Source organism: Paenibacillus allorhizoplanae (assembly GCF_927798215.1).
GTDB lineage: Bacteria > Bacillota > Bacilli > Paenibacillales > NBRC-103111 > Paenibacillus_E > Paenibacillus_E allorhizoplanae.
This window is the reverse complement of record NZ_CAKMMW010000013.1, coordinates 111,484-136,243: the sequence shown is the minus strand read 5'-3', so window position 1 is coordinate 136,243 and position 24,760 is coordinate 111,484. Positions and strand designations below refer to the sequence as shown.

Here is a 24,760-nt window from a genome sequence, read left to right as displayed (position 1 = left end):
AAATTATACGATTGCCTAGGTTCGTCTACTTGGCGATTCATATAGTAAAAGAGGATGAGAACAATGAATGAAATCAAGAACACTGCGGGTGAATTCCAATCCGCACAGGAAGCCATTGATTGGATCGTTGGACGGATGGAGAAGCTCGGCATGAAGCCGGGCCTCCAACGTATGCATCTACTCATGGAGAAGTTGGGTAACCCCGAACGCAGGCTGAAGTTCATTCATGTGGCCGGAACGAATGGAAAGGGCTCAACATGCGCTTATCTTGCTTCCGTGCTTCAAGCGTGCGGCTATGATGTGGGCACGTTTACTTCGCCTTACTTGGTGAGGTATACGAACCGTATACAAGTCAATGGCGCCGATATTGAGGATGATGTACTGCTTCGTTTAGTGAATGAGATGAAGCCAATTGTGGATGAGATTGCAGTCACAGAGGTAGGCCCGCCAACGATGTTTGAAATTTCAACGGCATTGGCGATACTATACTTTGGTAAAGTAGCTTATCCCGATTATGTCGTATGGGAAACCGGACTCGGGGGAAGGCTGGATAGCACGAATATCGTGAATCCAATTGTTACCGTGATTACGAATGTCGGTCATGATCACATGGATATTCTGGGGGATACCCTAGAGCTTGTAGCAGCTGAAAAAGCGGGGATTATTAAGGCAGGAGTACCCGTCATTACAGCTGTGGAGCCTGCGGCGATTTGGAGCGTTATCGAACAAACGGCGAAGGCGAAGAAAGCGACACTTTATTCACTTGGCGATCAATTTAACTTGACCGAAGTGAACAGTGAACTAGATCATCAAAGTTTTCAGTTTAACGGACCATTTCGACCTATTCCAAATCTGTCGATTACATTGAATGGTGAACATCAATTGAAGAATGCTGCCGTAGCAGTCATGACACTTGAGGTTCTTCGTCAATATTACGCCACCATCGTGGAGGACGTAGATTTGCAGAAGGGGCTTGTGGGAACCAAATGGCCAGGTAGATTGGAAATGGTTTCACAGGAGCCACGCATCCTTATAGACGGGGCTCATAACCCTGAGGGGGCTGCGACGCTAGCTGCAGCACTTCAGAATGTGTATAGCTACAAGAAGCTTCACATGATGATTGGAATGCTAGCTACGAAGAATCATACAGGCTACTTAAGGCATATACTACCATTGGTGGATACGCTCATTATTACAGAGGCGAATTTTCATAAAAAAGGGGATGCTTACTTTCTCGCTGAAATTGCAAATGGTCTGCTTCGAGAGATGAATCTCGAGATAGATGTTGTTGTAGAACGCGATTGGAAGCAAGCTCTAACATTATTAACAAATAGAACTGAGCAGGATGATCTGGCGGTCGTATCCGGCACGCTGTATTTAATCTCTGATGTTCGTTCTTGGATAACCTATCAAACCGATTCTGAAAAAGGATGGTGAGAACGGCGTGAGTCAAGCAGAACACGTACATTTTATAGGAATCGGCGGATACGGCATGAGTGCCATTGCCAAAGTCATGCTCGAAATGGGATACCGCATTTCGGGGTCAGATCTTGCACAACAAGAGCTTACAGATAAACTGAAAGCTAAAGGTGCTAGAGTCTTTATCGGCCATGAGGCAACGAACGTATCGGGAGCCGATTTGGTTGTATACTCGACAGCATTAGCCAAAGATAATGTGGAAATGCAAGCGGCAGAGCAAATGAACATTCCGATTATTCATCGCTCACAAATGTTGGGAAGGCTGATGAATGAACGCAAAGGGATTGCTGTAGCAGGCGCCCACGGGAAGACAACAACGTCCTCCATGATTGCTTTGGTCATGGAGATTTGCGGCACGGATCCAACGTATATTATCGGTGGAGAAATTATGAATGTTGGCAGCAATGCCAAAGCTGGCAAAGGAGAGTATGTTGTTGCGGAGGCCGATGAAAGCGATGGCACCTTCTTGCAATATCACCCAACTCTTGCTTTAGTGAACAATATCGAAGCCGACCATTTGGAGAATTACAATGGCGATTTCGAAAACTTGAAGAAAGCATACAAACAATTCTTGAGCCAAGTTAGACCTGGCGGAAAGGCGATTGTATGTCAGGATGATGAATTCCTACGTGAAATGATTCCAGAAATTCAAAGCCAAGTGATTACGTACGGGATTGAGACGAAAGCGGATTATATTGCACGTGACATCTTACTAGGTGATCGCAAGGTAACCTTTACGGTTGAGTTTAATGGTTCAACACTTGGCCAAGTCAATCTGTCAGTGCCTGGTAAACATAATGTATACAATGCACTTGCGACACTGATTACTTGCTTGGAAGCAGGACTATCATTCGAGAACATTGCGGAAGCAATTCAGGAGTTTCGTGGCGCAAAGCGTAGATTCCAAGTACTCGGAGAAGTTGAGAACATCTTGGTCATTGATGATTACGCGCATCACCCGACAGAAATTCAAGCAACAATTTCTGCTGCGAAAGCAACAAGAAAGCGGATCATCGCTGTGTTCCAGCCGCAACGCTATACGCGAACCTACTATTTGTTCGAGCAGTTTAGCCGCTCCTTCTTAGAAGCGGATGAAGTGATCATTACGGATATTTATTCACCGGCAGGCGAACAACGAATTGAAGGTGTTGACTCTGTTAAGCTAGTTGAGTTGATACGCAGCAACAGCAATCCGAATGTTCAGCACATTGCCACACGCGAAGAAGTACTAACGTATTTGGTAGACCATGTTCAACCTGGTGACCTCGTTCTCACAATGGGCGCAGGAGACATCTGGAAGGCAGCGGATGGGTTGGCTAAATCGCTGCGCAAGAAATACGAATCACATACCTAGAGAGAAGATCGCTTGAGCCGAAGGGCTGGAGGCGGTCTTTTTTCTTGAATAAATCATAATATGGTTCTCTCTCTCATACTCTAGTAACAGAAGATTGGGACAAGATAATACGGCATTGTACCCGTTTCGGGATATATATGATGAGGAGTGAGGGAAGAGAATGAACAAAGGTAGAATCACATATCGCTTCGACCCTAAGGCAGGGGCAGAGTCCACACGGAGAGCAGCCAGGGTGCAAGAACAAGAAGAGAACGTCATTCCGCTCTATCAAGAAGAGTATAAAGTTATAGAACCGAAGATAGATCGCAGCCCGAAAGAAGTAACCCCATATGATCAAGCAGAAAGAGAGCAAGTAGAGTCATTATTTGAACCGCATGCGTTGAATACGTTCACTACTGATTTTGGGAGCTGGCATAGCCAGATTGAATCAGAAGGTGAGCGTGTAGAACGCATCATTCGAGAAACCCAAATATCTCGTGAAAAGCAGAGTTCTCCAATTCCAACAACGGTTATTCGCCAAGAGCGGGAGCCTGAGCCTGTGCCTGCGGACAATCGAGAGGAATGGTCCAATTGGACATCCAAAGAGCCTTACCGGGATCCGGGGACTGGAACTCGGTATGCGAAGTCGACCGGTGCGCCGTGGATTCGCATAGCAACATCTGTAGCGGGGGCAGTGGTAACGGGAATCGCATTCGGTTTCTTCGTGCTTTCCATGTTCTCTTCGGATCGAGATACGAGCACGAGTATAGTGACATCGAATCCTACCAAAATTACGGTGCCATCACCTAATACGCAATCCGCTGCTTCCACGACCAAAACACAAACGGGCACAGGGGATGTAGCTCTCCCAGCTACAGCAGCAGCTGTTACTGCTGTGCAAATTCCCGCTAAATCATATACATTTTTGCAAAATGGGGTGTTCAGTTCGCTTCAAGGCGCTCAGGCCGTTCAAGATTCACTCAATAAAAAGGGTCTTGCTTCCGCGATGGATAATTCCGATAAGCTTACTGTGTTTGTAGGCTTTGCAAAGACGAGAGAAGATGCCATTGCCTTGAGACAAGGTGTGGAGGCTACGGATAAAACGATTGAGGTTTTTATGAAAAGTGTGGATTTCCCAGCGGTAACGGGCATTCGTTGGTCTGGCTCAAAGGCCGAGTCCCTGCCCAATTTTATTGCTGAGGGCGACAAACTTGTGACCACAATGAGTGGATTGACACTTGTCCATTTGGCTGAGACGAAGCCGACAGCACTTACGGATGTCTCTTTACAGTCGATTCGTACTTCGCATCAGGCACTAATCACGCTCGGTACGGGACTGACTAACGGGGCGGGCGATGATGTTAAGCCGTTGATGACGAAGATGACAAGTGCGATCAATAGTGCCGTTCAATCGATGGAAGAATACAAGAAAACGCCATCTCAGGCCTTGATGTGGCAAGCGCAGTCAGCCTTGATGCAGTACATTATTGCTCAGAAAAATCTTCTTAAGACGATTAGCGTAGCATAAGGAAAAAGCCGGTACACTGAACTCTACGGAGTCCGGGATACACGGCTTTCTTTTTGTTATTTCGTGATGTAACGATCGAGCAGGGCGGCAATCTCAGCCCTTGTCATCGTTTGATCAGGCTTAAAGGAAGTGTCCGATATGCCATTAATGATACCTTTATCCTTCAAAGTTAGGATGGCTGAAGCGCTCCACATGGACTTCGGTACATCTTCGAATGCGGCTGTATACGTGGGTTCTGCAGTTGGTGATGTCATTTGTAGAAGCTGATTGAATAAATAAGCAACTTCCCCACGTGTAATCGCTTGATTCGGACGAATCGTTCCGTCGGCATACCCTTGTAGTAAATTTAATTTGGCCGCTTTGGCAAAAACGCCGCTTGCCCAATGGGAAGCAGATAAATCCGAATAGCTTTTCGAGGCTCCAGTCCCGCAGCCATACACACTGGAAGTTACACTTGCGGTCGTGCTGCAGACAGCCGGCAGCTTGCTGAAGGTAAATACGCGATCCATCAGTGTAAGGAACTCTGCTCTCGTAAGCGCACGGTCTGGTTCGTATTTGTTGCCGACGCCTTCGACAATACCTTTATTCTTCATGCGAAGTACAGATGATCTGGACCAATGTACAAGCACGTCGGTAAAAAGAGGCGGTTCATAGCTGCTAATCCCATTGGCGATGCCGATGGCCATCTTAGAACGCATAGCACTGCTAGCAAGCAAGGCTGCATCACTAGCATTCGTGAGAAAAGCTGTTTCTACTAGAATACTCGGAATAGTTCCCATTCGGGCCACGTAGACAGCGCTTGGTGTCAGCCCTAAGTCTTTGGTACCGGATTGCGCGAGTAATGCGTCCTGCACACGCTGTGCCAAATCTTTACTGTAAGGCGTTAATTGCGTCATCGCACTGCTTGCTGGGTAATCTTCTTGTGGGTATGCATTGTCATAGTAGAGTACCATGGTTCCATTAGCTTTACTGCTCGAATGTGCGTTGGCATGAATGGATACGAATAAGTCAGCTTGCTGTTCATTCGTGAAGGCAACCCTTTCAGCGAGTGATAAGAAAGTGTCGTTGGTGCGTGTCATGACGACCTCGTAACCGCGTTCAAGAAGAGCTTGTCGTACCTTTAACGTGATGTCCAAATTGACATCTGTTTCACGGAGTCCACCAACACCAATTGCGCCAGGGTCACTTCCCCCATGCCCGGGATCGAGTACAACCTTGTAAGCGAATGCCTGGTAAGGGAATGCAATTGTAAGGAATAAAGTGAACAGAATAAGTCGTTTAAGTAGAGTCATAGTTGAAATTACCTCCGGTGACTATTTTACTAGGATTGGTCTAGGCTGTAAGCAGGTAAGAATCACCATCGGTTTATTTAACTGCCGGCCGCTTATTTTGCATGGAAAAAAGAGGGGATTCCCCGTATAATAGTGCTTGTACATACTTGGAGAGGATGACAGGAATGAAAAAAAGCACATTTACACTGATCATTTTTTTAATCGTCGGGTTAATTACTGGGATTATTATCGGCCAGCTGCTGGCGCCCGTTCCTGCTCTCGCATTTTTAACCAAATCAGTTCAAATTTCTTGGGAACCTAAAGCGGATTTACAAGTTGTGAAATATGAATTCCACCTTTTGGTGAAGCTAAACCTATGCAGCATTATTGGACTAGTAGGAGCATATCTCCTATATCGGAAACTCTAGTGAGTTTTTGAACGTTAAAGCAGAGGGATTATTATTTTAGGAGTTGTTGAGCGTGCAAACCAAAGAACATCAAAGACTAATTCTTGCTTCATCGTCGCCGCGGAGGCAGGAGCTAATCCAATCTTTCGGACTACCCTATATTATTCGTGTGAGTGACGCGGATGAGACCGTCGAACAAAAAATAACACCATCTGAGCTCGTTGAGTTACTTTCTTTACGCAAGGCTTCAACAGTCAGAGAAATGCTAGAGGTTCAAGAGCAACATGGGATTATCATTGGATCTGATACAGTTGTTGTGTATAACGAGGAAATTCTAGGCAAACCAGTCGACGAGCAAGATGCTTTCCGAATGCTCAAGGGTCTGCAAGGGGATGTGCACCAGGTTTACAGTGGTGTTGCTTGTGTGGATGCAGCAACGGGTCAACAAGTAATCTCGCATAGCGTTACGCATGTACGGATGAAATCGATGACGGATGAACAAATTTTACGCTATATTGCTACTGGGGAACCCAAAGATAAAGCCGGGTCTTACGCAATTCAAGGTATAGGTGCAACGATTATCAGCGGGATTGAGGGGGATTATTTCACCGTTGTGGGACTTCCACTTTCCTTGTTGAGTGACTTGCTGCTGACATTCGATATTCAAGTTCTGTAGTACCATTTCCAACTCTATCCATTCTAGTCCAAAATAGGGTAATAAGATTGACTGAGCAATCTGTAACGGTTACAATGACAGTAAGCGACATGACTTCGCATTCTTCTGGGAGGTATCTGCCATGAACAGCGAATTTACAATTGCCGTCCATAGCCTTGTTCTGTTAGCTCACTTACCTGATCATATGGCAACTAGTGAAGAAATTGCCGCTAATGTATCAACGCATTCTGCCCGTATTCGTAAAGTTATGGGCTTTCTTCGTAAAGCAGGGTACGTGTCAACGAAGGAAGGCATCGGTGGCGGTTTTATACTGAGTTGCAAGCCTGAGGAAGTCACACTCGGGGAGATTTACAGATTGACATGTCAAGGTACTTTGAAGCCGAGCTGGTGCTCTGGTGATGAGTCCAAGCCTTGTATGATATCATCCAAAATGGATAGATTGATGGGTAAAGTTTTCAACGATGCTGAGAAGCAAATGGAAAATTACTTTGAAGGTCATACAATTGGCAGTATGTTAGAACAAATAAGGGCATTTGAATGTCCGAAATCGAATACAGAATCTCTATCCTAGAAGCCCTCGGATCTCACAATCCGGGGGTTTTATGTTGTTTTTAGGGCTTGTACCCACATGCATGGGATAGCAATAAGTAACATATCCTACATTACGGAAGAGGGGAAAACATGGAAAGCTCAAGCTTGATGCTGAGAGAAGTTCCGATCGAAGAGAGACCGCGGGAGCGAATGCTTCAACTGGGGGCAGGGGCGTTAAGTCATGCTGAACTGCTTGCTATATTATTACGGACAGGAACGGTAGCGGAATCAGCCATTCATTTGGCAAGCCGGATTCTAAGTGAAAGCGGGGGGCTGCGCAGTCTCGTCGATATGAGCAAGGATCAATTAACGCAGATCAAGGGGATTGGCGATGCCAAGGCTCTTCAAATTCTTGCGGGTATTGAGCTAGGACGCAGGCTAGCCAAAAGCTCATACGAGGAGCGGATAACGATCCGTTCGCCCAAAGATATCGCCAATTTAATGAGCGAGGATCTTCGCTATTTACAGAAAGAGCACTTTGTTTGCTTGTTCCTTAATACGAAAAATCATGTCATTGCGCAAGAGACTTTATCTATGGGCAGCTTGAACGCGTCGATTGTCCATCCTAGGGAAGTTTTTCGTGCAGCGATTAAACGAAGCAGTGCCTCGATCATTTGTGTACATAACCATCCCAGTGGAGATCCTACCCCAAGTCCGGAAGATATTAGTCTGACAGGTCGATTAGTAGAAGCTGGAGCAATAATTGGTATTGAAGTGTTGGATCATGTTATCATTGGAGATCAGAGATTTATAAGTTTGAAGGAACAAGGCTTTATGTAATATAATAGAACACGCTACAAGAAAGGAGCCGTTTGTATGTTTGGTGGTTTTACGAAAGATCTGGGGATTGATTTAGGTACCGCGAATACATTGGTTTATGTGAAAGGCAGAGGAATTATCGTTAGGGAGCCTTCGGTGGTCGCCCTTCGTACAGATACTAAAACAATTGAAGCAGTCGGTGAATCAGCCAAAAAGATGATTGGTCGTACACCAGGGAATATCCGTGCAGTACGTCCGATGAAAGATGGTGTTATTGCCGATTTCGACACGACCGCAACGATGATTCGATATTTTATTCGACAAGCTCAGAAGCAACGTTGGTTGTTTCCGCGTCATCCGAATGTCATGGTATGTGTGCCGTCCGGGATTACCGCTGTAGAAAAGCGTGCTGTTGAAGATGCTACGAAGCAAGCGGGAGCAAGAGAAGCTTACACGATCGAGGAACCTTTCGCTGCTGCGATTGGAGCTGATCTTCCAGTTTGGGAGCCGACAGGTAGTATGGTTGTTGATATTGGCGGAGGTACGACAGAAGTTGCTGTTATCTCACTTGGTGGTATTGTAACCAGTCGATCGATTCGTATCGCTGGTGATGAAATGGATGAGGCCATTATTCAATATATTAAACGTACCTACAACCTCATGATTGGGGAACGTACCGCGGAAACACTGAAGATTGAGATTGGCTCAGCGCTTAACACTGAGAAAGCCGATTCGCTGGAAATTCGTGGTCGTGATCTTGTAAGCGGGTTACCGAAAACGATTAGTGTAACGTCCGTTGAAATTACGGAATCGTTGTCTGACACGGTAAGTGCCATTGTGGAGGCTGTAAAGGTCACGCTTGAGAAATGTCCACCAGAGCTATCGGCGGATATTATGGATCGCGGTATTGTATTGACTGGAGGAGGCGGATTGCTTCGTAATTTGGACCGACTCCTGGCAAAAGAAACGGGTATGCCCGTTATGGTTGCCGAAAATCCGCTCGATTGCGTTGCGATTGGAACGGGACGTGCATTAGAGAATATTCACTTATTCAAAAACAAATCAGGATCTGGTTCAAGGTATAAGGGTTAATTTTCGTTAGAAGGTGCTAATTTGTTTAAATTCATGGGAAATAAACGACTTATTTTTCTTATGTCCGGTTTAGTCTGTTTCTTTATTTTAATGGGACTAACACTTGGGAATCGAGGGCCGATGACATGGCCTGAGAAATTCGTCAAAGACTCCATATCATGGACGCAAGGACTCTTGTACAAGCCCGCTGCGCAGGTAGCGGGCTTCTTCGAAGACATCAGACAACTGCGTGTCATTTATGAAGAAAACAAGACGTTGAAGCTGACGCTCACACAATACGCTCGAGATACGCAAAGGTTGAATGAACTTGAATCGCAGAACAAACGACTCATGGAATCACTTGGTTTCACAGAACGTCAGCGTGAAGCTAACAATTATACGTACAGAATCGCTGAGGTCGTCACGATTGATCCCGACCCCTACAACAGCACTGTAACGATTAATTTGGGTGATAAAGATGGGATTAAGGAAAATATGGCGGTTATGTCTGTCGATGGCTTAGTGGGAAGAGTGAGTAAAGTATTTGGGTTTCACTCCAACGTGCAGCTCTTGTCGGAGACCAATGATACCGACAACAACTCCAAAGCCATTGCTGTCACAGTCAAAGGGAATGAGTCGCAGCCATTCGGGATGATTGAATCCTATGATCCCAAGCTTGGGGAGCTAGTGATGAATAAGGTTGAACATGCTGACGATATGAAAATCGGCGATACGATTATTACATCAGGGTTAGGGCAGGTATTTCCAAAGGGGATAGAAGTTGGGACGATCTCTTCCATTGGACCTGGGGAATTCGGCATTACGTATAAGGTAATGGTGAAGCCCAAAGCATCCTTTAACCGAATCCGTGAAGTGTTTGTCGTTGAAGTTCCGGAAGTGAAATGAGGTGAGCCAACAAATGAATAGACATGTGTTATGGCTCATCCTGTTCGGTCTGTTTATCCTTCAAGGTAGTTTAGTCGTATGGTTACTGCCAGCCTCTTGGCAATCGATCGTCTATGTAACACCTCACTTACCTTTGGTATTCATTATGTTTATTGGACTTTTTCATCATCGTCATGCGGCTCTTCTTTACGGTCTTCTGTTCGGATTATTACATGATTTTACTTATTATGGATCGATGTTGGGTGTGTACTCTTTCAGCATGGGGCTCGTAGGCTATTTGGCAGGTCTTGCGCAGCGCAAGCAACCCAATTTAATTTTTTACAACTTGCTTATTACAAGCTTAGGATTATTAATATTTGAGTTTCTCAACTATGGGATCAACCGCTTATTCAAAGTGATTGCCATTGATTTGAATTTTGCTCTCACCCATTACATGCTCCCAAGTGTTCTATTCAATTTACTTGTGGCCTTGATTTGCTACGTTCCCATCCGCAAACTGCTTGAAGGCAAACGACTTGCAGCTTCAGCGAAGGAAGATTAATTTTCCAGGCGATAAGCAGGAGAATTTAGAACAAGGGCCGAAATGTATAGGTTGGGAGGTCGTCATGCCATTATGTCTGTAGCGAAGCACCATGTTATGATTAAAGGGGTCAAAGATGGCCTAGTTTTTTTACTAAATGACGCATGCGATTGGCAAGAGCTGTTGCAAGAGCTGCAACATAAGCTTGAGAAAACGCATCAACAAATATTAACGGGTCCGATTATTCATGTGAATGTCAAACTGGGCAACCGTGTGGCCACCGATGAACAGAAAGAAGAGATTCGAGCTGTGATTAAGCAGAAGGGGAATCTCTTGATTCAATCCATCGAGAGTGAACCGCCTAAGGTGGAGGCTCCACCAGAGCCCAAGGTAACCATGACAACGCTAAGAGGAATGATTCGGTCAGGACAAACCCTTCACAACGAAGGTGATTTACTTTATTTAGGTGATGTTAACCCAGGCGGAATCATTACCTCCACAGGGAACATTTACATAATGGGTTCACTTCGCGGTATGGCTCACGCAGGGTCAGATGGAGACGAGAAAGCAATCATTGCTGCGTCTCATATGCGGCCTACACAATTACGAATTGCCGGGGTCATCAGTCGTTCTCCAGATGAGTGGGGGATCGAGGAGGCTTTCATGGAATTTGCTTATGTCAAAGAAGGCAAAATGGAAATCGATAAGCTGCATCAGCTTCATCGGATTTGGCCGGATGCTCCAATTAAATAAATGTTTTTAACATATAAACTGTGTCTGGGGTGAGGAATATGGGAGAGGCTATCGTTGTCACCTCAGGTAAAGGTGGCGTTGGTAAAACGACGACTTCCGCTAATCTGGGGACTGCACTTGCACTTCTGGGGAAGAAAGTATGCATGGTTGATACGGATATTGGTTTACGTAATCTGGATGTTGTGATGGGATTGGAAAATCGGATTATCTATGATCTTGTGGACGTTGCGGAAGGTCGTTGCCGATTGCCGCAAGCACTAATTAAGGATAAACGATTTGATGAGCTGTACTTATTACCAGCTGCTCAAACGAAGGACAAGCACGCCGTAACTCCGGATCAGGTGCGGACAATTATTTTGGAACTCAAAAATGATTTCGAATATGTCATTATCGACTGTCCAGCGGGGATTGAGCAGGGCTTCAAGAACGCGGTTGCAGGCGCAGATAAAGCGATTGTTGTGACGACTCCGGAAAACGCCGCTGTGCGTGATGCGGATCGGATTATTGGCCTTTTGGAAAATGAGAAAATATCTTCACCGAAGCTTGTCATTAACCGTATTCGTCCTCAAATGGTGAAAAAAGGTGAAATGCTGGATATCGATGAAATTTGCTCTGTTCTTGCAATAGATTTGTTAGGAATTGTACCGGATGATGAGCACGTAATTAAGGCGGCTAATCTAGGTGAACCAACGGTGATGAACCCATCATCACGCGCAGCCATTGCGTATCGGAATATTGCTAGGCGTATTGTTGGCGATACCGTGCCGCTTATGCAGTTAGAGGACAAAACCGGTTGGGTAAAACGAATGAAAAAGTTTATTGGAATAGGATGATTGTTCTGTGTTTGCCAAACTGAAAAACATTGATATTCCAATTGTTGTCATTCTGTTTGCCTTCATGGTGATAAGTACAATGATGGTCTACAGCTCATCTGTCGATCACCCGACCATTAACATCAGCATTTCGAAAATTCTGATTTTATATGCGGTAGGACTCGTCGCATTTCTAGCTTGTAGTTTATTCGATTATCGTGTACTTATACGAATTGCTCCATATTTGTATGGGATTGGAATTGTCTCTTTGATTGCCGTCTATTTTTTTGGTAAAAAAATTCATGGTGCCCGCGGCTGGTTTGAACTTCCGGGAGGATTGACATTTCAACCAGCAGAGCTCGTCAAATTAATCTTGATTATTTGCATTACAGCTCTCCTTGCCAGACGCGGCGGGGACTTGCTTCAGGTGAAGAATGATATTATTCCTGTAGGGTTAGCTGTGTTTCTCCCATTCGCGCTTGTTCTCATACAGCCTGATCTAGGGAATGCGATTATTTTTGTTATTATTTTGATAGGGATGCTATGGATTGGAAATATCAAATACTCACAAGTGTTAATAAGTATCCTTCTCGTGGTCGGAGTAGGTTTCCTGACACTGACGTTATATAAACATTTTCATGATAGTCTGTTTGAAATGCTTAAGGGATACGGCTTCAGTCACTGGATGGATCGGATAGATACGTTCCTTTATCCGCAGGATGTGTCGGATGATGATAATTATCAGGTACGCAACGCGGTAAGGGCGATTGGTTCTGGTGGTTTGGAAGGTGAGGGTTTCTTGAAGGGGACCTCTGTGCACAGTAATTTCATTCCCTTCGCCTATTCGGATTCGATCTTCGTTGTTGTAGGGGAAGAGTTTGGCTTCCGTGGTTCTGCCGTACTTCTGCTTATTTATTTCTTACTTATTTATCGTATGATTCTGATCTCTATTCAAAGTTCTCAGCTTGCTGGCGCATATATCGTTGTTGGTGTTGTATCTATGTTCGTATTCCAAATTTTTGAGAACGTTGGAATGATGATTGGCATTATGCCATTAACCGGTATTACACTTCCTTTCGTCAGTTATGGAGGGACCTCACTTCTCATCAATATGCTTTCACTAGGCCTTGTCATGAGTGTGAAGCTGCATCAAGAGCGTGCGCCTGAATTGTTTTAAAGGCTATAACTATGTTAAGTCCGTGACCTTATCGAGGCCGCGGGCTTTTTCTATTCCTGCAAGCAGAATGAGGGCTGCACTTTTCACATAATCTTGTCCATCTGCTCATAGGCTGTACTAATGAAAGTCTATGAGGAGGGGATTCTATGGTTATAAAAGATAAAGTAAAGCAACGCCGACTAGAGCGACTTCGCCATTTGCGAGAATCGTCAGAATCAACATTAGGGAATGGAAGCTCACACAGATCCTCTCCGTCGGTTGATTTCCTAATGCCAATACGACAAAAAGAGGAAATGCCGTTATATGCTGATCCTGACTGGAGAAGACGAATGGAGGACCCCGAGTTTGCCTGGAGACAGAAGCTTATGATGGATACGGCGATTGATGATGCAGAAAGAGGAATTCTTACCCCGCCATCTGCGCGGAGAATTGCCTTGAAGCTGCTCATCAGTGGTGCCCTATTTGCATCTGTTTACGGGATGTTTCAAATAGACAAGCCATGGGCTATTCAAGGGAAGCTATATATAACGGCAGCACTAACGCAGTCCTATGACTTTACGGCTTTGTCCGCTTGGTATGCCGATAAGTTCGGAGGGGCCCCTTCCTTTATTCCAAGCTTTAACCGCGCAGGCAATGAAGCTGTGATTGTAAGTACCTCGAAGCGTACGTTGTTCGCACCGGCCAAAGGAAGCGTGTTGATCAGCTACGATGGGACAAACCATAAGGGAGTCAAATTGAACACGGCTGAGTTTGCTCCGGTGTATGCGATGGATACGGGGCAGGTTATTTTCGCAGGTACAACTACGGATACGGGATTAACGATTATGATTCGACATCCTGGTGGACTTGAATCTTTATACGGTGGACTAAGTGAGGTTACAGTAGCTGTTGGCGATTGGATGAAGGTAGGGGAGCCCATAGGTAAAGCTTCTGCCAAAAATCCAACAAAGGGGAACCTGTATTTCTCAGTCATGAAAGAAGGCGTAACGATCAATCCGGTGGATGTGATCACCTTTGATTAAATGGGCAGGGACGAAATATCGATTTCATCCATTATTCACCTTAATTATGATTGGCTGTGCGATAACGGGGTATTTCTTGGAGGCAATCACGTTATTCGGCATCGTATTCATCCATGAACTAGGGCATTTAACCGCGGCAAAAGGGTTCGGTTGGAGGGTCCAAGAAGTGCAGCTACTTCCCTTTGGTGGTGTCTTAATTGTTGATGAGCTTGGGAGTACGTCTACTCGTGAGGAGTTGATCGTCGCCATAGCAGGACCGCTTCAACACATATGGATGATAGGACTGGCGTTGATACTGAAGTCACTGGATATTGGAAGTGGTAACTGGTGGGATTACTTCATTGAAGCAAATCTCATGATCGGATTATTCAATCTGATACCAGTGATGCCGCTCGATGGCGGGAAAATCATGCAAGGCCTGTTAGGCTATATCATGTCGTTTCATAACACGATTGTGTATTCAGTTTGGATCAGTATGATCATAAGCTTTTCAATCATTGTTATGGCGGTTGTGCAGCTCTTACAAGGGCAACTGCCAATTAATATTCTAGTGATAGGTTTGTTTCTACTTGTATCCAATTGGTATGCTTACCGACAGATTCCCTATCACTTTCTACGTTTCCTAATGGGGCGCGGATTGCGAGTAGGGCAGTTGCTGAGCCGGGGTACTAGAGCGCAGCCGATTGTAATTACGAAGCAGCTTACGATGGCAGAGACGTTGAAGCTTTTTATGCGAGAACGATACCACTTAATTTATGTCGTGAATGAAGCAGGGCGCATCCAAGCTGTGCTGCCCGAACAGCAAATCGTCGGCGGTTATTTAGATGGGAAAAAACCGGGGAGTGCAGTTTCCGATCTTTTCATGTAAAATAACTGGTGAGGTGAACATGTATGAAGCAACTGATAATTCACTGCGCACCAGAGCTTACACAAGCGGCATTGCTAGAGGATGGACGTCTTGTGGAGTATGATACGCAGTATCCGCTTGAATCTCAACGGGCAGGCAGCATCTACATGGGCCGCATCGTAAACGTACTTCCCGGCATGCAAGCGGCATTCGTCGATATTGGACTTGCGAAGAATGCCTTTCTTTATATAGACGATCTCCTCCCCGTTCATGTGGACAAGCAACCTAAGATTAAGCCATCCATTACGGATATTGCTGAAGTAGGGCAAATGCTAATGGTTCAAGTGAGCAAGGATCCACAGGGGACCAAAGGGGCAAGAGTGACTACGCACGTTTCCATTCCGGGCCGTTGGATTGTTTATATGCCAGATGCGGATTATATTGCCATATCTCGTAAAATTGATCTAGAAGCTGAGCGACAGCGACTAAAGCAGCTAGCAGAGGGTAATCTTATGCCTGGTGAAGGCGTGATTATTCGAACAGGTGCAATAGGTCAAAGTGAAGAAGCTATTCGAGATGATTTGCAAAATTTACGCGATGTGTGGAGTACCATTCAAGCGAAGCGAGAAGAAACACATGTTCCCGCACAGCTTTATCAAGATCTGGATTTACTGCCCAAACTAGCGCGAGATGTGATATCGGATGAAGTTCAAGAAGTGTGGATGAGCAATAACAAGGTTTTTGAGGAAATGAGAACCTTATTACGCAAGCAACAACCGGGTTGGCGTGGCCGCATCGCTTTCTACGACCGTAGAACACCTATGTTTGATCATTTCGGCGTCACGGAAGAGCTGAACCAGAGCTTTCGCCGCAAAATCTGGCTCCCTAGCGGAGGGTATCTAATTATCGATCAAACCGAGGCACTGACAGTAATTGATGTCAATACGGGACGATATACGGGGTCAATTGATTTAGAGCAAACGGTTACAGATATTAATCGGGAAGCAGCTATCGAGATCCCTAGGCTTTTGCGGCTTCGAAATCTGAGAGGTATTATTATTGTCGATTTTATTGACATGCATGCAGAAGACAATCGTGCGAAGGTCATGGCGAATATGGCGGAAGCTGTACGCAAGGATCGTTCTAAGACGACAATTGTAGGTTGGACCAAGTTAGGATTGTTGGAAATGACTCGGAAACGCAAATAAAAGGTTTGCATATGAAAATATAACTGTGATATAATACTCGGAGTGTGTTGTTTAGGCATGCTGTAACCGCACGAAACAGGTCGAAGTACGCGAATGGAATTAATTCTGTTCCGTCACCTGCACAAGGCGAGTCTGAGACATGAGGAGGTAATGAAAATGTACGCAATTATTGAAACAGGTGGTAAACAGTACAAAGTTCAAGAGGGCGATGTTCTTTACATCGAGAAATTGAACGCTGCTGAGGGTGAGGTTGTTTCTTTTGATCGTGTGTTCTTGGTTTCCAAAGAAGATGGCCTAGTAGTAGGTGCTCCATTGGTTGCAGGTGCTTCAGTTTCCGCGAAAGTGGAGAAACACGGCAAAGGCGCAAAAGTCATCGTTTATAAGTACAAACCGAAAAAGAACTATCACAAAAAGCAAGGTCATCGTCAACCGTACACAAGAGTAGTAGTTGAGAAAATCCAAGCGTAAGAGACAAGCCCTATGATCTACGTGACCATAGAACGTCTTGCACCGGATTCGCCTCAAATTCTTTCTTTTGTAGTGGAAGGCCATGCTGAATATGACGTGCCTGGCAAAGACTTGGTCTGCGCCGCGGTATCAGCGATTTCCGTTGGTACATGTAACTCGATAGAATCCTTAACCGGTGTGATTCCCATTCACGAAATGGAACCTGGACTGTTGGATGTAACCATCCCGGATAGTGCGCGTGCCATGCCTGAGACTTGGGGTCAAGTGCAGTTAATTATAGAATCGATGGTCGTTATGTTACAAACGATTGAACAAACTTACGGTGACTATATAACGATTGAAACAATCTATCACAAAGGAGGATAACACCATGTTTTTGAAATTGGATCTCCAATTATTCGCTTCCAAAAAAGGGGTAGGTTCCACAAAGAACGGTCGTGACTCACACTCTAAGCGCCTTGGCGCTAAACGTGCTGACGGTCAAACTGTTACTGCTGGAAGCATTCTCTACCGTCAACGCGGTACGAAAATTCACCCAGGAACGAACGTAGGCATCGGTTCGGATGATACACTTTTCGCTTTGGTACAAGGCGTAGTGAAATTCGAACGTTTGGGCCGCGATCGCAAAAAAGTGAGCGTATACCCAGTTGATGTAGCTCCAGTAGCTGCAGCTCTAGAAGCGTAATTAGAATCCCTGGTGAGCGAGAGTTCATCCAGGGATTTTTTCTCAATATGTATGGAAAAACCTCTAACCGTGATCACTCATTTCGGATGGCCCGGGGCGGGGGTTTTCTCGTTTGTTTGGTGAAGTTTTCCAGGCAGCATGATATACTGGATGAACGGTTACAAAGCAGAGAACGGGGCGAGCGGATAATGAAGCAATTGGGCAGCGCACAGGTCTATGTATTAGCACTTGTGCTCATAGGATTGACTGGCTTGTTGGTTACAGAACCGTGGATTATTCGAGTGGCATTTCTACTAATCATTCTCATAAGTGGGTATACAGCTTGGAGACTAGAAGTAAGTAGAATGGAAGAAAAGTGGCGTTCTACGCTGAAGCAGCAAGAGCAAGAGGAACATCTGAAGCTGATTGCCGTTGTAAATCGCTTGCGGCATGATTGGATGAATGATACCCAGATTTTATTTGGTTACATTCAAATGAAGAAGTTTGATAATTTACGACCCTATATGGAAAAAATAAAAATGACTATGCAGCAGGAAAGCAATCTCTCCAAGCTGGGACTCCCCTCTTTTATTGCTTACTTGCTTCAATTCCGTGTGCAGTCAAAGACGTTAGAGTTGAATGTGGAAGTTGAGCAAGAAATTAATCTCGGACAACTCCCGATCCAGCACGGATTGATTGAACGATTGGTTCGGCAAATGGTGGCATGCATTCAGGAACAAACGGCATTCGAAGATGGGGAAAGTGGCACTCTCAGCTTGGAGTTTGATGTTCAAGAAGATGGCTTACTGCTTGATTTTGTATATCAAGGCCCCTATAATCGGGAACAACTTGAGCAATCGGTTTTAGCGCGTTTTTCATCGAAAGGTTCACAGTATTTGCTTGAGAATGATGATTGGCATGAAGAAGAAGTAAGTGTCACGCTACGATTGCCGTTTCATATATAAAGTTGAGGTGTAGAAATGTTTGTTGATAAGGCGAAGATTTTTGTAAAAGGCGGCGACGGTGGTGACGGTTTAGTTGCTTTCCGTCGGGAGAAGTATGTACCGGAAGGTGGTCCTGCCGGTGGTGATGGTGGCAACGGTGGTGATGTTGTTTTCCGCGTAGACGAAGGCTTACGGACATTGATGGATTTCCGTTATCAGAAGCACTTTAAAGCAGAGCGCGGTGAGAAAGGCCGCAACAAATCGATGCATGGAGCAAACTCAGAGGATATGATCGTTCGTATTCCCCCTGGGACGACCATTATTGATGATGACACGCAAGAAGTGATCGCTGACTTAACGCGTCATGGGCAAGAAGTCGTCGTTGCGAAGGGTGGTAGAGGCGGAAGAGGTAATACGCGCTTTGCAACTGCTCGCGTGACAGCTCCTGAGATTGCGGAGAACGGTGAAGAAGGCGTAGAACGTTGGGTTATCTTAGAAATGAAAGTAATGGCTGACGTAGGGCTTGTAGGTTTCCCGAGCGTGGGTAAATCAACTTTATTGTCTGTCGTTTCTGCCGCGAAGCCTAAGATTGCAGCGTATCACTTCACAACGTTAACCCCTAACCTAGGCGTAGTTGATGTTGGGGATGGCAGAAGCTTCGTGATGGCAGATTTGCCAGGATTAATTGAAGGTGCTCACGAAGGTGTAGGTTTGGGTCATGAGTTCCTACGTCACGTAGAGCGGACGCGGGTAATTGTACATGTCGTGGACATGTCGGCTGCGGACGGACGTGATCCTTATGAGGATTTCATCAAAATCAATGAAGAAATCAAGCTCTATAATGCGAAGTTAGAGCAACGTCCTCAAATCGTTGTAGCCAACAAAATGGACATGCCAGAGTCGGAAGATAACTTGGCCTTGTTCAAAGAGCAGTTGGCTGCTGATGGTAAGGATTATGCCGTTTACCCAATTTCGGCATTGACACGCGGTGGCGTTCAAGAGTTGCTGTATAAGATTTCTGACATCGTGGAAAGCATCCCGAATGCCCCTGAGGTCGAGGGAGTTGCTGGGAGAGAAGAGCGTAAAGTATATCGCTTTGAGAAACGCGAAGAGAATGACTTCACGATTCGTCGTGATAATGATGTATTCGTTATCGAGAGCCCATCGATTGAGAAATTGATCAAGCGGACGAATTTTACGACACAAGATGGAATCGCGCGTTTTGCTCGTATTTTGCGTAACATGGGCATTGATGATGAGTTGCGTAAACGTGGCGCTGTACATGGACAAACTATTCAAATTGGTGACTTTGACTTCGAGTTTGATGAAAATAATTTATAATACAAGAGCACTTATCCCAACGGGATAGGTGTTTTTTTTCATTTCGGCCCACTTAATGTCATAATACTTGACATGTGTAATTAAAAGCATTACCATTTTAGATATAACATGAAAACTATGTGAGTTAATATAACATTAGGTGGACCCAAGAAAGGAGGAGTATGATGAAGAGATGGATTCAAGCGATGGGGTCGGATCAGACGCGAATGCGGAATTTAACCTACGATGAAGCTGTAGAAGCCGCTGGTGAAATGGCGAAAGGAGATTCAACAGATGCGCAATGCGCAGCCTTTTTAATGGCGTTATGTATGAAAGGGGAAGCAGATGACGAGTTAATGGCCTTTATCGATGTCTATCGCGGCTATTCTTTGAATTATCATACTCAGCCTAACTCACTTAATTCAATCGGGCCAACAGAAGGGAGAAAGCGATTTCCTGTTACGTTGCCCGTCAGCCTGCTGCTTGCGTCAGTGGGGTTCACCCAGGTGATGCAAGGTGGTGATGCGCTCCCCGCCCGCCAAGGGACAGCACTGAAAGAGATCGTAGAAAGCTTAGGTGTTTCCTTGCATCTTTCTGTGAAAGCTTGGCAATCTATGTTATTTCATTTGCATATCGGATTTCTACCTACAGAGCAGTTGTGTCCGCCAATTGGACGGTTGAAGCAGGTCAGGGAACAATTAGGTATACGAACAGTCATCGATACGATAGAGAAAGTATTGAATCCTGTGCTTTCGACGAACTTAATTATCGGTGTGCAACAGCGCAAAGTAATGGAATCCCTGATTCCGATTTCAATGCGTTCGGGGTTTCAACAAGCGTATATTATCAGCGGCATTGATGGATCTGAGGATTTACCCCTCTATGAGAACAGCACGATTCGGATTGTGACCCCTTGGGGAGATGAGTCACGAAGTGTTGAACCGCAGAAATTTGGCTTTACGAGTACACCTCTACCAAATTTGGCCAAAGAAGATCAGATTACGATGGTGAAACGCATTATTGCAGGCGAGGATGGGACAGAAGTCAAACGTGAACGTGATCACGTCATTTTCAATACGGGGCTAAGATTGAAATGGTTTGATAAGGTAGATAGCTATGAAGAGGGCTTTCAGCTTGCCGACGCTTTACTACAGCGGAAAGAAGCGCATAAAACTATGCAGCGATGGATTGATCAGAGTCAGTATTTGAAACTGCAAGATCTTGCCGACAGTGATGATTCTTCTTCGAAAATAGGTTAAAGGCCTTCCAAAAAGCTGTGAGTAGACAGCAAAATGGAGGGCTTTTTTTGTGGGGGTAGGCGAATTGGTAGATGTTACAGGTAAAACTTAATCAATGGATATGTTACCATTTACTAGTGTCATTAGGATTCGTAAGTACAAAACGCTAGGAGGCTTACTTCATGAAGAAACAACTACTTGCTTTTGCCCTTATCCCATCATTACTATTTGGTGCTGTCACAGTCCCATTCCCTAAAGCAGCTTCTGCTGCAACTACTGGTGAAGTCGTTAGCAGTGTGAGTTTTCGCCAAAGCCCAGACGAGAATTCACCTCGTATTCGCTATTTAAAAGCCGGAGAGCCAGTCTCTATAATCGAGAAAGTGAATGCCTACTGGTATAGAGTTCAAGTGACGAACGGTCAAATCGGTTATGTCTCAACAAGTTCAAAGTACATAAAAGCAAACGGTCAAACAACGTCACCTGCAACGGGTACAGGACGTATCGTCGCAAGCGTGAGCTTCCGTACAGCGGCTAATGAGAATGCTACGAGAATCCGTTATCTGAAGGCAGGAGAAACCGTTCAAATCCTCGAGAAAGTAAATGCTTACTGGTATAAAGTCAAAGCATCAGATGGTCGTGAAGGATACATAAGCACAAGTCCTACCTACATATCAACCTCAGGTGTAAGCACATCTCCTGGTACGAACACGGGTGGGACAACAAGCGAAAAGATTCAAAAGGTGATAGCAGCAGGCAAGAAATACATAGGAACGCCATATGAATATGGGTCCAATCGTGATAATACCTCAACGTTTGATTGTTCTGATTTTGTACGTCAAGCATTCTTGGACGGAATTGGACTGAAATTACCATCTGATTCAAGAGGTCAAGGTGCGTATGTAAAGTCGCTCGGACACAATGTAACGGACTGGCATAACCTCAAGGTTGGCGATCTGATGTTCTTTATGTCTTATAAAGGGACGGCGCAATCCAACTATGCAGGAATTAATAAGTCTGCACAAACGATTACTCATGTGGCTATTTATTTAGGCAATGGTCAAATACTCTCGACGTATTCCAAAGAAAGTGGCGGTGTGCGAATTGATTCCATCGCAAATCGGCATTGGGAATATCGCTTTCTATTCGGAGGCAGTGCGTTATAAGAATGCTACAAAAAGAGCAGGCAACGAGAAATCGTTGTCTGCTCTTTTCCAAGTCAGGGGTTGGATTAAATTTGCATCGGGTCCAATAAGGGGTTCCAATGTATTGTAGGTGTGTCTGTCCCTGATTGAATCCCTGCAGAGCCTATCCATGGATGAGAAGTCGGGCCCACGCTGAAATAATGTTCGAGTAAGCAGCGAAAAATATAGGGCATCGGGCGATCTAGGACCTCTGCTTTGTGAATCCAATGCAAATCACCTTCCGATGTAACGATTCGTGGATTCACATCCGTTTTACCGACATAGAAAAACTGTTGGCGTATTTCTTGGCCATTGAGCCGAAGTAAGACATATTGCAGATGTAAATCTTGAATTTCGTCTTGCTCGATGCCGGTTTCTTCCCAAACCTCACGAAAGCAAGCCGTTCTTGGTTGGCTAATTTCATGCGGTTCGAGATGACCGCCAATAGCCGCCCATAAGCCGGGAGAGAGCGTGCGGTTTAATGCGCGTTTCATCATGAGGAGCTCGTCATGCTTGTTCCATAAAAGTGCGGTAGACATCATTCGTAATGTAATCATGGAGAGATCCCCTCCCTTCGTTAGTTCCGTTTCAGCTTATCATAGAAAAGGAAGGGGCTGCAAAGGCGAATGCTTGGATGCATTTTGCCTATTGCTTCACGAGGCATGTTTCGATATAATGTCCTCTATAGGGAAACATTAGTCTTTTTGGAGAGGACGGTAGTTAGGTGCCGGAGAGCAAAGAGTTTCTTCCAACCATGAAGCACATCGGACCTGAGAGGTACTACTTAGTCCGTGAGGACATTCTTCCAGAAGGTGTTCTGAAGACAGCACAGGCCAAGGAGTTACTTGCACGGGGTGAAGTGAAGACGATTCACGACGCTGTCGAACAAGTTGGGCTGAGCAGAAGCGCCTTCTATAAGTATAAAGATGGCATTCATCCACTTAGCAAGCTAGAGCGCGAACGAATAATTACAATTTCAATGGATTTGGAGCATAGGTCCGGAATATTGTCCCGCGTACTCGCACTCATCGCCAATTTGGATGGCAATGTGTTGACCATCCACCAAACGATTCCATTACAAGGTATGGCGAATGTCGTTATATCCTTAGAAATTTCATCCATGGGCGAGGAGATCCGCGAAATTGTGGATCGCTTAGGAGCGCAAGACGGAGTCAAGCGTGCCATGGTCATCGGTCAAGGCAGTTAAGATTAGCATACAATTCAGGAGGTAATGAAATGAAACCCATCAAGGTTGGTTTACTAGGATTAGGAACTGTAGGAACAGGTGTCGTACGTATTGTTGAAGGCCATCAAGAAGATTTGCAACGTCAAACAGGTTCAGCTATTGAAATTGCCAAAATTCTTGTACAAGATAAATCCAAACTTCGTAACATTTCTGTTGATGTAGATAAGCTTACAGAGAACGTCTGGGACGTCATTGGGGATAGTGAGATCGATATCGTTGTAGAAGTAATGGGTGGTGTTGAAGCGACGAAAGCCCACATTCTAACAGCACTTGGGAACGGCAAACACATCATTACAGCGAATAAGGATCTAATGGCGATGCATGGTGCTGAAATTTTGGCCAAAGCCGCTGAAAATAATTGTGATGTTTTTTATGAGGCGAGTGTTGCGGGCGGGATTCCGATCATTCGTGCACTTGTTGAAGGCTTCTCCTCGGATCGCATCACGAAGATTATGGGGATTGTGAACGGCACGACAAACTACATTTTAACTAAAATGAGTCAAGAAGGCGCTGCATATGCCGATGTGTTGAAAGAAGCACAAGAATTAGGCTATGCAGAAGCGGACCCTACTTCGGATGTTGAGGGCTTAGATGCGGCTCGCAAAATGACGATCCTATCGACGCTTGGTTTTCATGCCAATGTCGCTTTAAGCGATGTGGAAGCGAAAGGTATTTCCAAAGTAACGAAGGAAGATATCCAATACGGTAAAAAGTTAGGCTATGAAGTAAAATTGCTTGGTATTGCTGAGAACCATGATGGCCATATCTCCGTAAGCGTTCAACCGACGATGGTCAAAAACTCGCATCCGCTAGCTTCCGTAAATGGTGTATTCAATGCCGTTTATGTGACTGGTGAAGCAGTTGGTGAAACGATGTTCTACGGTGCGGGTGCAGGTGAACTTCCTACAGCAACATCCGTTGTAGCTGATCTAGTGGCTGTTGTACGCAACTTGAAATTAGGGATTAATGGACGTACGGTACAAGCTCCTTACAAAGAGAAGAAGCTTAAAACGGACGAACAAATCGCTTCCAAAAACTTCATTCTACTTCATGTTGAAGACAAAGCAGGCGTGCTTGCCCAAATCACACAAATTTTCGCAGAGCATGAGGTTAGCTTGGAATCGGTTTTCCAACATCCGAATAAATCGAACCCGAAAGCTGAGATCATCATTATTACACATGATGCTAATCAAGCGAGCATGAAAAATGTATTGAACCAATTCGAATCCATGGATGTTATCCATGCGATTAAGAGTGTATATCGTGTAGAAGGTTAGAAATCGGTAACGCACTCATCCTAGGAGGAGTGCGTTAGACGTTTATTTTAAGTGAAGAGAGG

Annotated in this window: 27 protein-coding genes; 25 read left to right on the top strand and 2 right to left on the bottom strand. The window is 45.1% G+C overall.

The features are described 5' to 3' along the window. Positions 1-63: 63 nt before the first annotated feature. The 3 genes from L6I86_RS20810 (at position 64) to L6I86_RS20800 (ending at position 4,340) form a co-directional block, all read left to right on the top strand. Positions 64-1,437: a bifunctional folylpolyglutamate synthase/dihydrofolate synthase gene (locus L6I86_RS20810; protein WP_236290178.1), complete on the top strand. Its 1,374-nt coding sequence runs from the start codon at positions 64-66 to the stop codon at positions 1,435-1,437. Positions 1,438-1,492: 55 nt separating this feature from the next. Next, complete coding sequence (gene murC / locus L6I86_RS20805) at positions 1,493-2,833, top strand: UDP-N-acetylmuramate--L-alanine ligase (protein ID WP_420851914.1); 1,341 nt, start codon at positions 1,493-1,495, stop codon at positions 2,831-2,833. Positions 2,834-2,993: 160 nt separating this feature from the next. Then, a complete protein-coding gene (locus tag L6I86_RS20800; RefSeq protein WP_236290175.1) occupies positions 2,994-4,340 on the top strand; it encodes a hypothetical protein in 1,347 nt (448 codons plus the stop codon). A 56-nt stretch (positions 4,341-4,396) separates the two neighbouring features. Here the strand turns inward: L6I86_RS20800 and L6I86_RS20795 are convergent, their stop codons facing one another. Next, complete coding sequence (locus tag L6I86_RS20795) at positions 4,397-5,632, bottom strand: N-acetylmuramoyl-L-alanine amidase (RefSeq protein WP_236290173.1); 1,236 nt, start codon at positions 5,630-5,632, stop codon at positions 4,397-4,399. A 164-nt stretch (positions 5,633-5,796) separates the two neighbouring features. Between L6I86_RS20795 and L6I86_RS20790 the strand changes: the two genes are divergently transcribed. From L6I86_RS20790 to L6I86_RS20695, 20 genes are all read left to right on the top strand, one after another. Then, positions 5,797-6,039, top strand: a complete 243-nt coding sequence (locus tag L6I86_RS20790; protein ID WP_056610348.1) for a DUF4321 domain-containing protein — start codon at positions 5,797-5,799, stop codon at positions 6,037-6,039. A 52-nt stretch (positions 6,040-6,091) separates the two neighbouring features. Further along, positions 6,092-6,694 carry a Maf family protein gene (locus L6I86_RS20785; RefSeq protein ID WP_236290171.1) on the top strand — a complete coding sequence of 201 codons (603 nt, stop codon included), beginning with the start codon at positions 6,092-6,094 and terminating at the stop codon, positions 6,692-6,694. 121 nt (positions 6,695-6,815) lie between these two features. Continuing rightward, positions 6,816-7,265 carry an RrF2 family transcriptional regulator gene (locus L6I86_RS20780; RefSeq protein ID WP_056610353.1) on the top strand — a complete coding sequence of 150 codons (450 nt, stop codon included), beginning with the start codon at positions 6,816-6,818 and terminating at the stop codon, positions 7,263-7,265. Between the two features lie 110 nt (positions 7,266-7,375). After that, positions 7,376-8,065 carry a RadC family protein gene (radC, locus tag L6I86_RS20775; RefSeq protein WP_171630390.1) on the top strand — a complete coding sequence of 230 codons (690 nt, stop codon included), beginning with the start codon at positions 7,376-7,378 and terminating at the stop codon, positions 8,063-8,065. 36 nt (positions 8,066-8,101) lie between these two features. Further along, the gene (locus L6I86_RS20770) at positions 8,102-9,136 is read left to right on the top strand and encodes a rod shape-determining protein (RefSeq protein ID WP_236290169.1); all 1,035 of its coding nucleotides are present in this window, start codon (positions 8,102-8,104) and stop codon (positions 9,134-9,136) included. Positions 9,137-9,157: 21 nt separating this feature from the next. Beyond that, entirely contained in the window at positions 9,158-10,021 is an 864-nt protein-coding gene (gene mreC / locus L6I86_RS20765) for a rod shape-determining protein MreC (protein ID WP_235550376.1), read from the top strand. Between the two features lie 13 nt (positions 10,022-10,034). Further along, positions 10,035-10,562 (top strand): rod shape-determining protein MreD, encoded by a 528-nt coding sequence (mreD, locus tag L6I86_RS20760; RefSeq protein ID WP_056610359.1) that lies wholly within the window; start codon positions 10,035-10,037, stop codon positions 10,560-10,562. Positions 10,563-10,634: 72 nt separating this feature from the next. Further along, on the top strand, positions 10,635-11,294 hold the full coding sequence (gene minC, locus L6I86_RS20755) for a septum site-determining protein MinC (RefSeq protein WP_236290167.1): 660 nt from the start codon (positions 10,635-10,637) through the stop codon (positions 11,292-11,294). A 38-nt stretch (positions 11,295-11,332) separates the two neighbouring features. Continuing rightward, on the top strand, positions 11,333-12,127 hold the full coding sequence (minD, locus tag L6I86_RS20750) for a septum site-determining protein MinD (protein ID WP_236290165.1): 795 nt from the start codon (positions 11,333-11,335) through the stop codon (positions 12,125-12,127). A 7-nt stretch (positions 12,128-12,134) separates the two neighbouring features. Next, positions 12,135-13,283 (top strand): FtsW/RodA/SpoVE family cell cycle protein, encoded by a 1,149-nt coding sequence (locus L6I86_RS20745; protein ID WP_236290163.1) that lies wholly within the window; start codon positions 12,135-12,137, stop codon positions 13,281-13,283. Between the two features lie 146 nt (positions 13,284-13,429). Further along, entirely contained in the window at positions 13,430-14,305 is an 876-nt protein-coding gene (locus tag L6I86_RS20740) for a M23 family metallopeptidase (RefSeq protein WP_236290161.1), read from the top strand. Next, complete coding sequence (locus L6I86_RS20735) at positions 14,298-15,173, top strand: M50 family metallopeptidase (protein WP_236290159.1); 876 nt, start codon at positions 14,298-14,300, stop codon at positions 15,171-15,173. The genes L6I86_RS20740 and L6I86_RS20735 overlap by 8 nt, the downstream gene beginning before the upstream one ends. A gap of 23 nt (positions 15,174-15,196) precedes the next feature. Then, positions 15,197-16,360, top strand: coding sequence for an Rne/Rng family ribonuclease (locus L6I86_RS20730; protein ID WP_236290157.1), 1,164 nt, complete (start codon positions 15,197-15,199; stop codon positions 16,358-16,360). Between the two features lie 156 nt (positions 16,361-16,516). After that, the gene (rplU, locus tag L6I86_RS20725) at positions 16,517-16,828 is read left to right on the top strand and encodes a 50S ribosomal protein L21 (protein WP_028555793.1); all 312 of its coding nucleotides are present in this window, start codon (positions 16,517-16,519) and stop codon (positions 16,826-16,828) included. A gap of 12 nt (positions 16,829-16,840) precedes the next feature. Continuing rightward, positions 16,841-17,194: a ribosomal-processing cysteine protease Prp gene (locus L6I86_RS20720; RefSeq protein ID WP_056610370.1), complete on the top strand. Its 354-nt coding sequence runs from the start codon at positions 16,841-16,843 to the stop codon at positions 17,192-17,194. 4 nt (positions 17,195-17,198) lie between these two features. Then, positions 17,199-17,513, top strand: a complete 315-nt coding sequence (rpmA, locus tag L6I86_RS20715; RefSeq protein ID WP_036742986.1) for a 50S ribosomal protein L27 — start codon at positions 17,199-17,201, stop codon at positions 17,511-17,513. Between the two features lie 188 nt (positions 17,514-17,701). Beyond that, complete coding sequence (locus tag L6I86_RS20710; RefSeq protein WP_236290155.1) at positions 17,702-18,457, top strand: Spo0B domain-containing protein; 756 nt, start codon at positions 17,702-17,704, stop codon at positions 18,455-18,457. 15 nt (positions 18,458-18,472) lie between these two features. Further along, positions 18,473-19,777 carry a GTPase ObgE gene (gene obgE, locus L6I86_RS20705; RefSeq protein WP_236290153.1) on the top strand — a complete coding sequence of 435 codons (1,305 nt, stop codon included), beginning with the start codon at positions 18,473-18,475 and terminating at the stop codon, positions 19,775-19,777. 164 nt (positions 19,778-19,941) lie between these two features. Next, positions 19,942-21,015, top strand: coding sequence for an anthranilate phosphoribosyltransferase (locus L6I86_RS20700; protein ID WP_236290151.1), 1,074 nt, complete (start codon positions 19,942-19,944; stop codon positions 21,013-21,015). 161 nt (positions 21,016-21,176) lie between these two features. Further along, positions 21,177-22,157, top strand: coding sequence for a C40 family peptidase (locus L6I86_RS20695; protein WP_236290149.1), 981 nt, complete (start codon positions 21,177-21,179; stop codon positions 22,155-22,157). A 65-nt stretch (positions 22,158-22,222) separates the two neighbouring features. Here the strand turns inward: L6I86_RS20695 and L6I86_RS20690 are convergent, their stop codons facing one another. Beyond that, on the bottom strand, positions 22,223-22,732 hold the full coding sequence (locus L6I86_RS20690; protein ID WP_236290147.1) for an NUDIX domain-containing protein: 510 nt from the start codon (positions 22,730-22,732) through the stop codon (positions 22,223-22,225). A gap of 197 nt (positions 22,733-22,929) precedes the next feature. Between L6I86_RS20690 and L6I86_RS20685 the strand changes: the two genes are divergently transcribed. Both L6I86_RS20685 and L6I86_RS20680 read left to right on the top strand, forming a co-directional pair. Continuing rightward, a complete protein-coding gene (locus L6I86_RS20685) occupies positions 22,930-23,382 on the top strand; it encodes an ACT domain-containing protein (RefSeq protein WP_056610603.1) in 453 nt (150 codons plus the stop codon). Positions 23,383-23,411: 29 nt separating this feature from the next. Next, positions 23,412-24,698, top strand: coding sequence for a homoserine dehydrogenase (locus L6I86_RS20680; protein ID WP_236290144.1), 1,287 nt, complete (start codon positions 23,412-23,414; stop codon positions 24,696-24,698). Positions 24,699-24,760 lie beyond the last annotated feature (62 nt).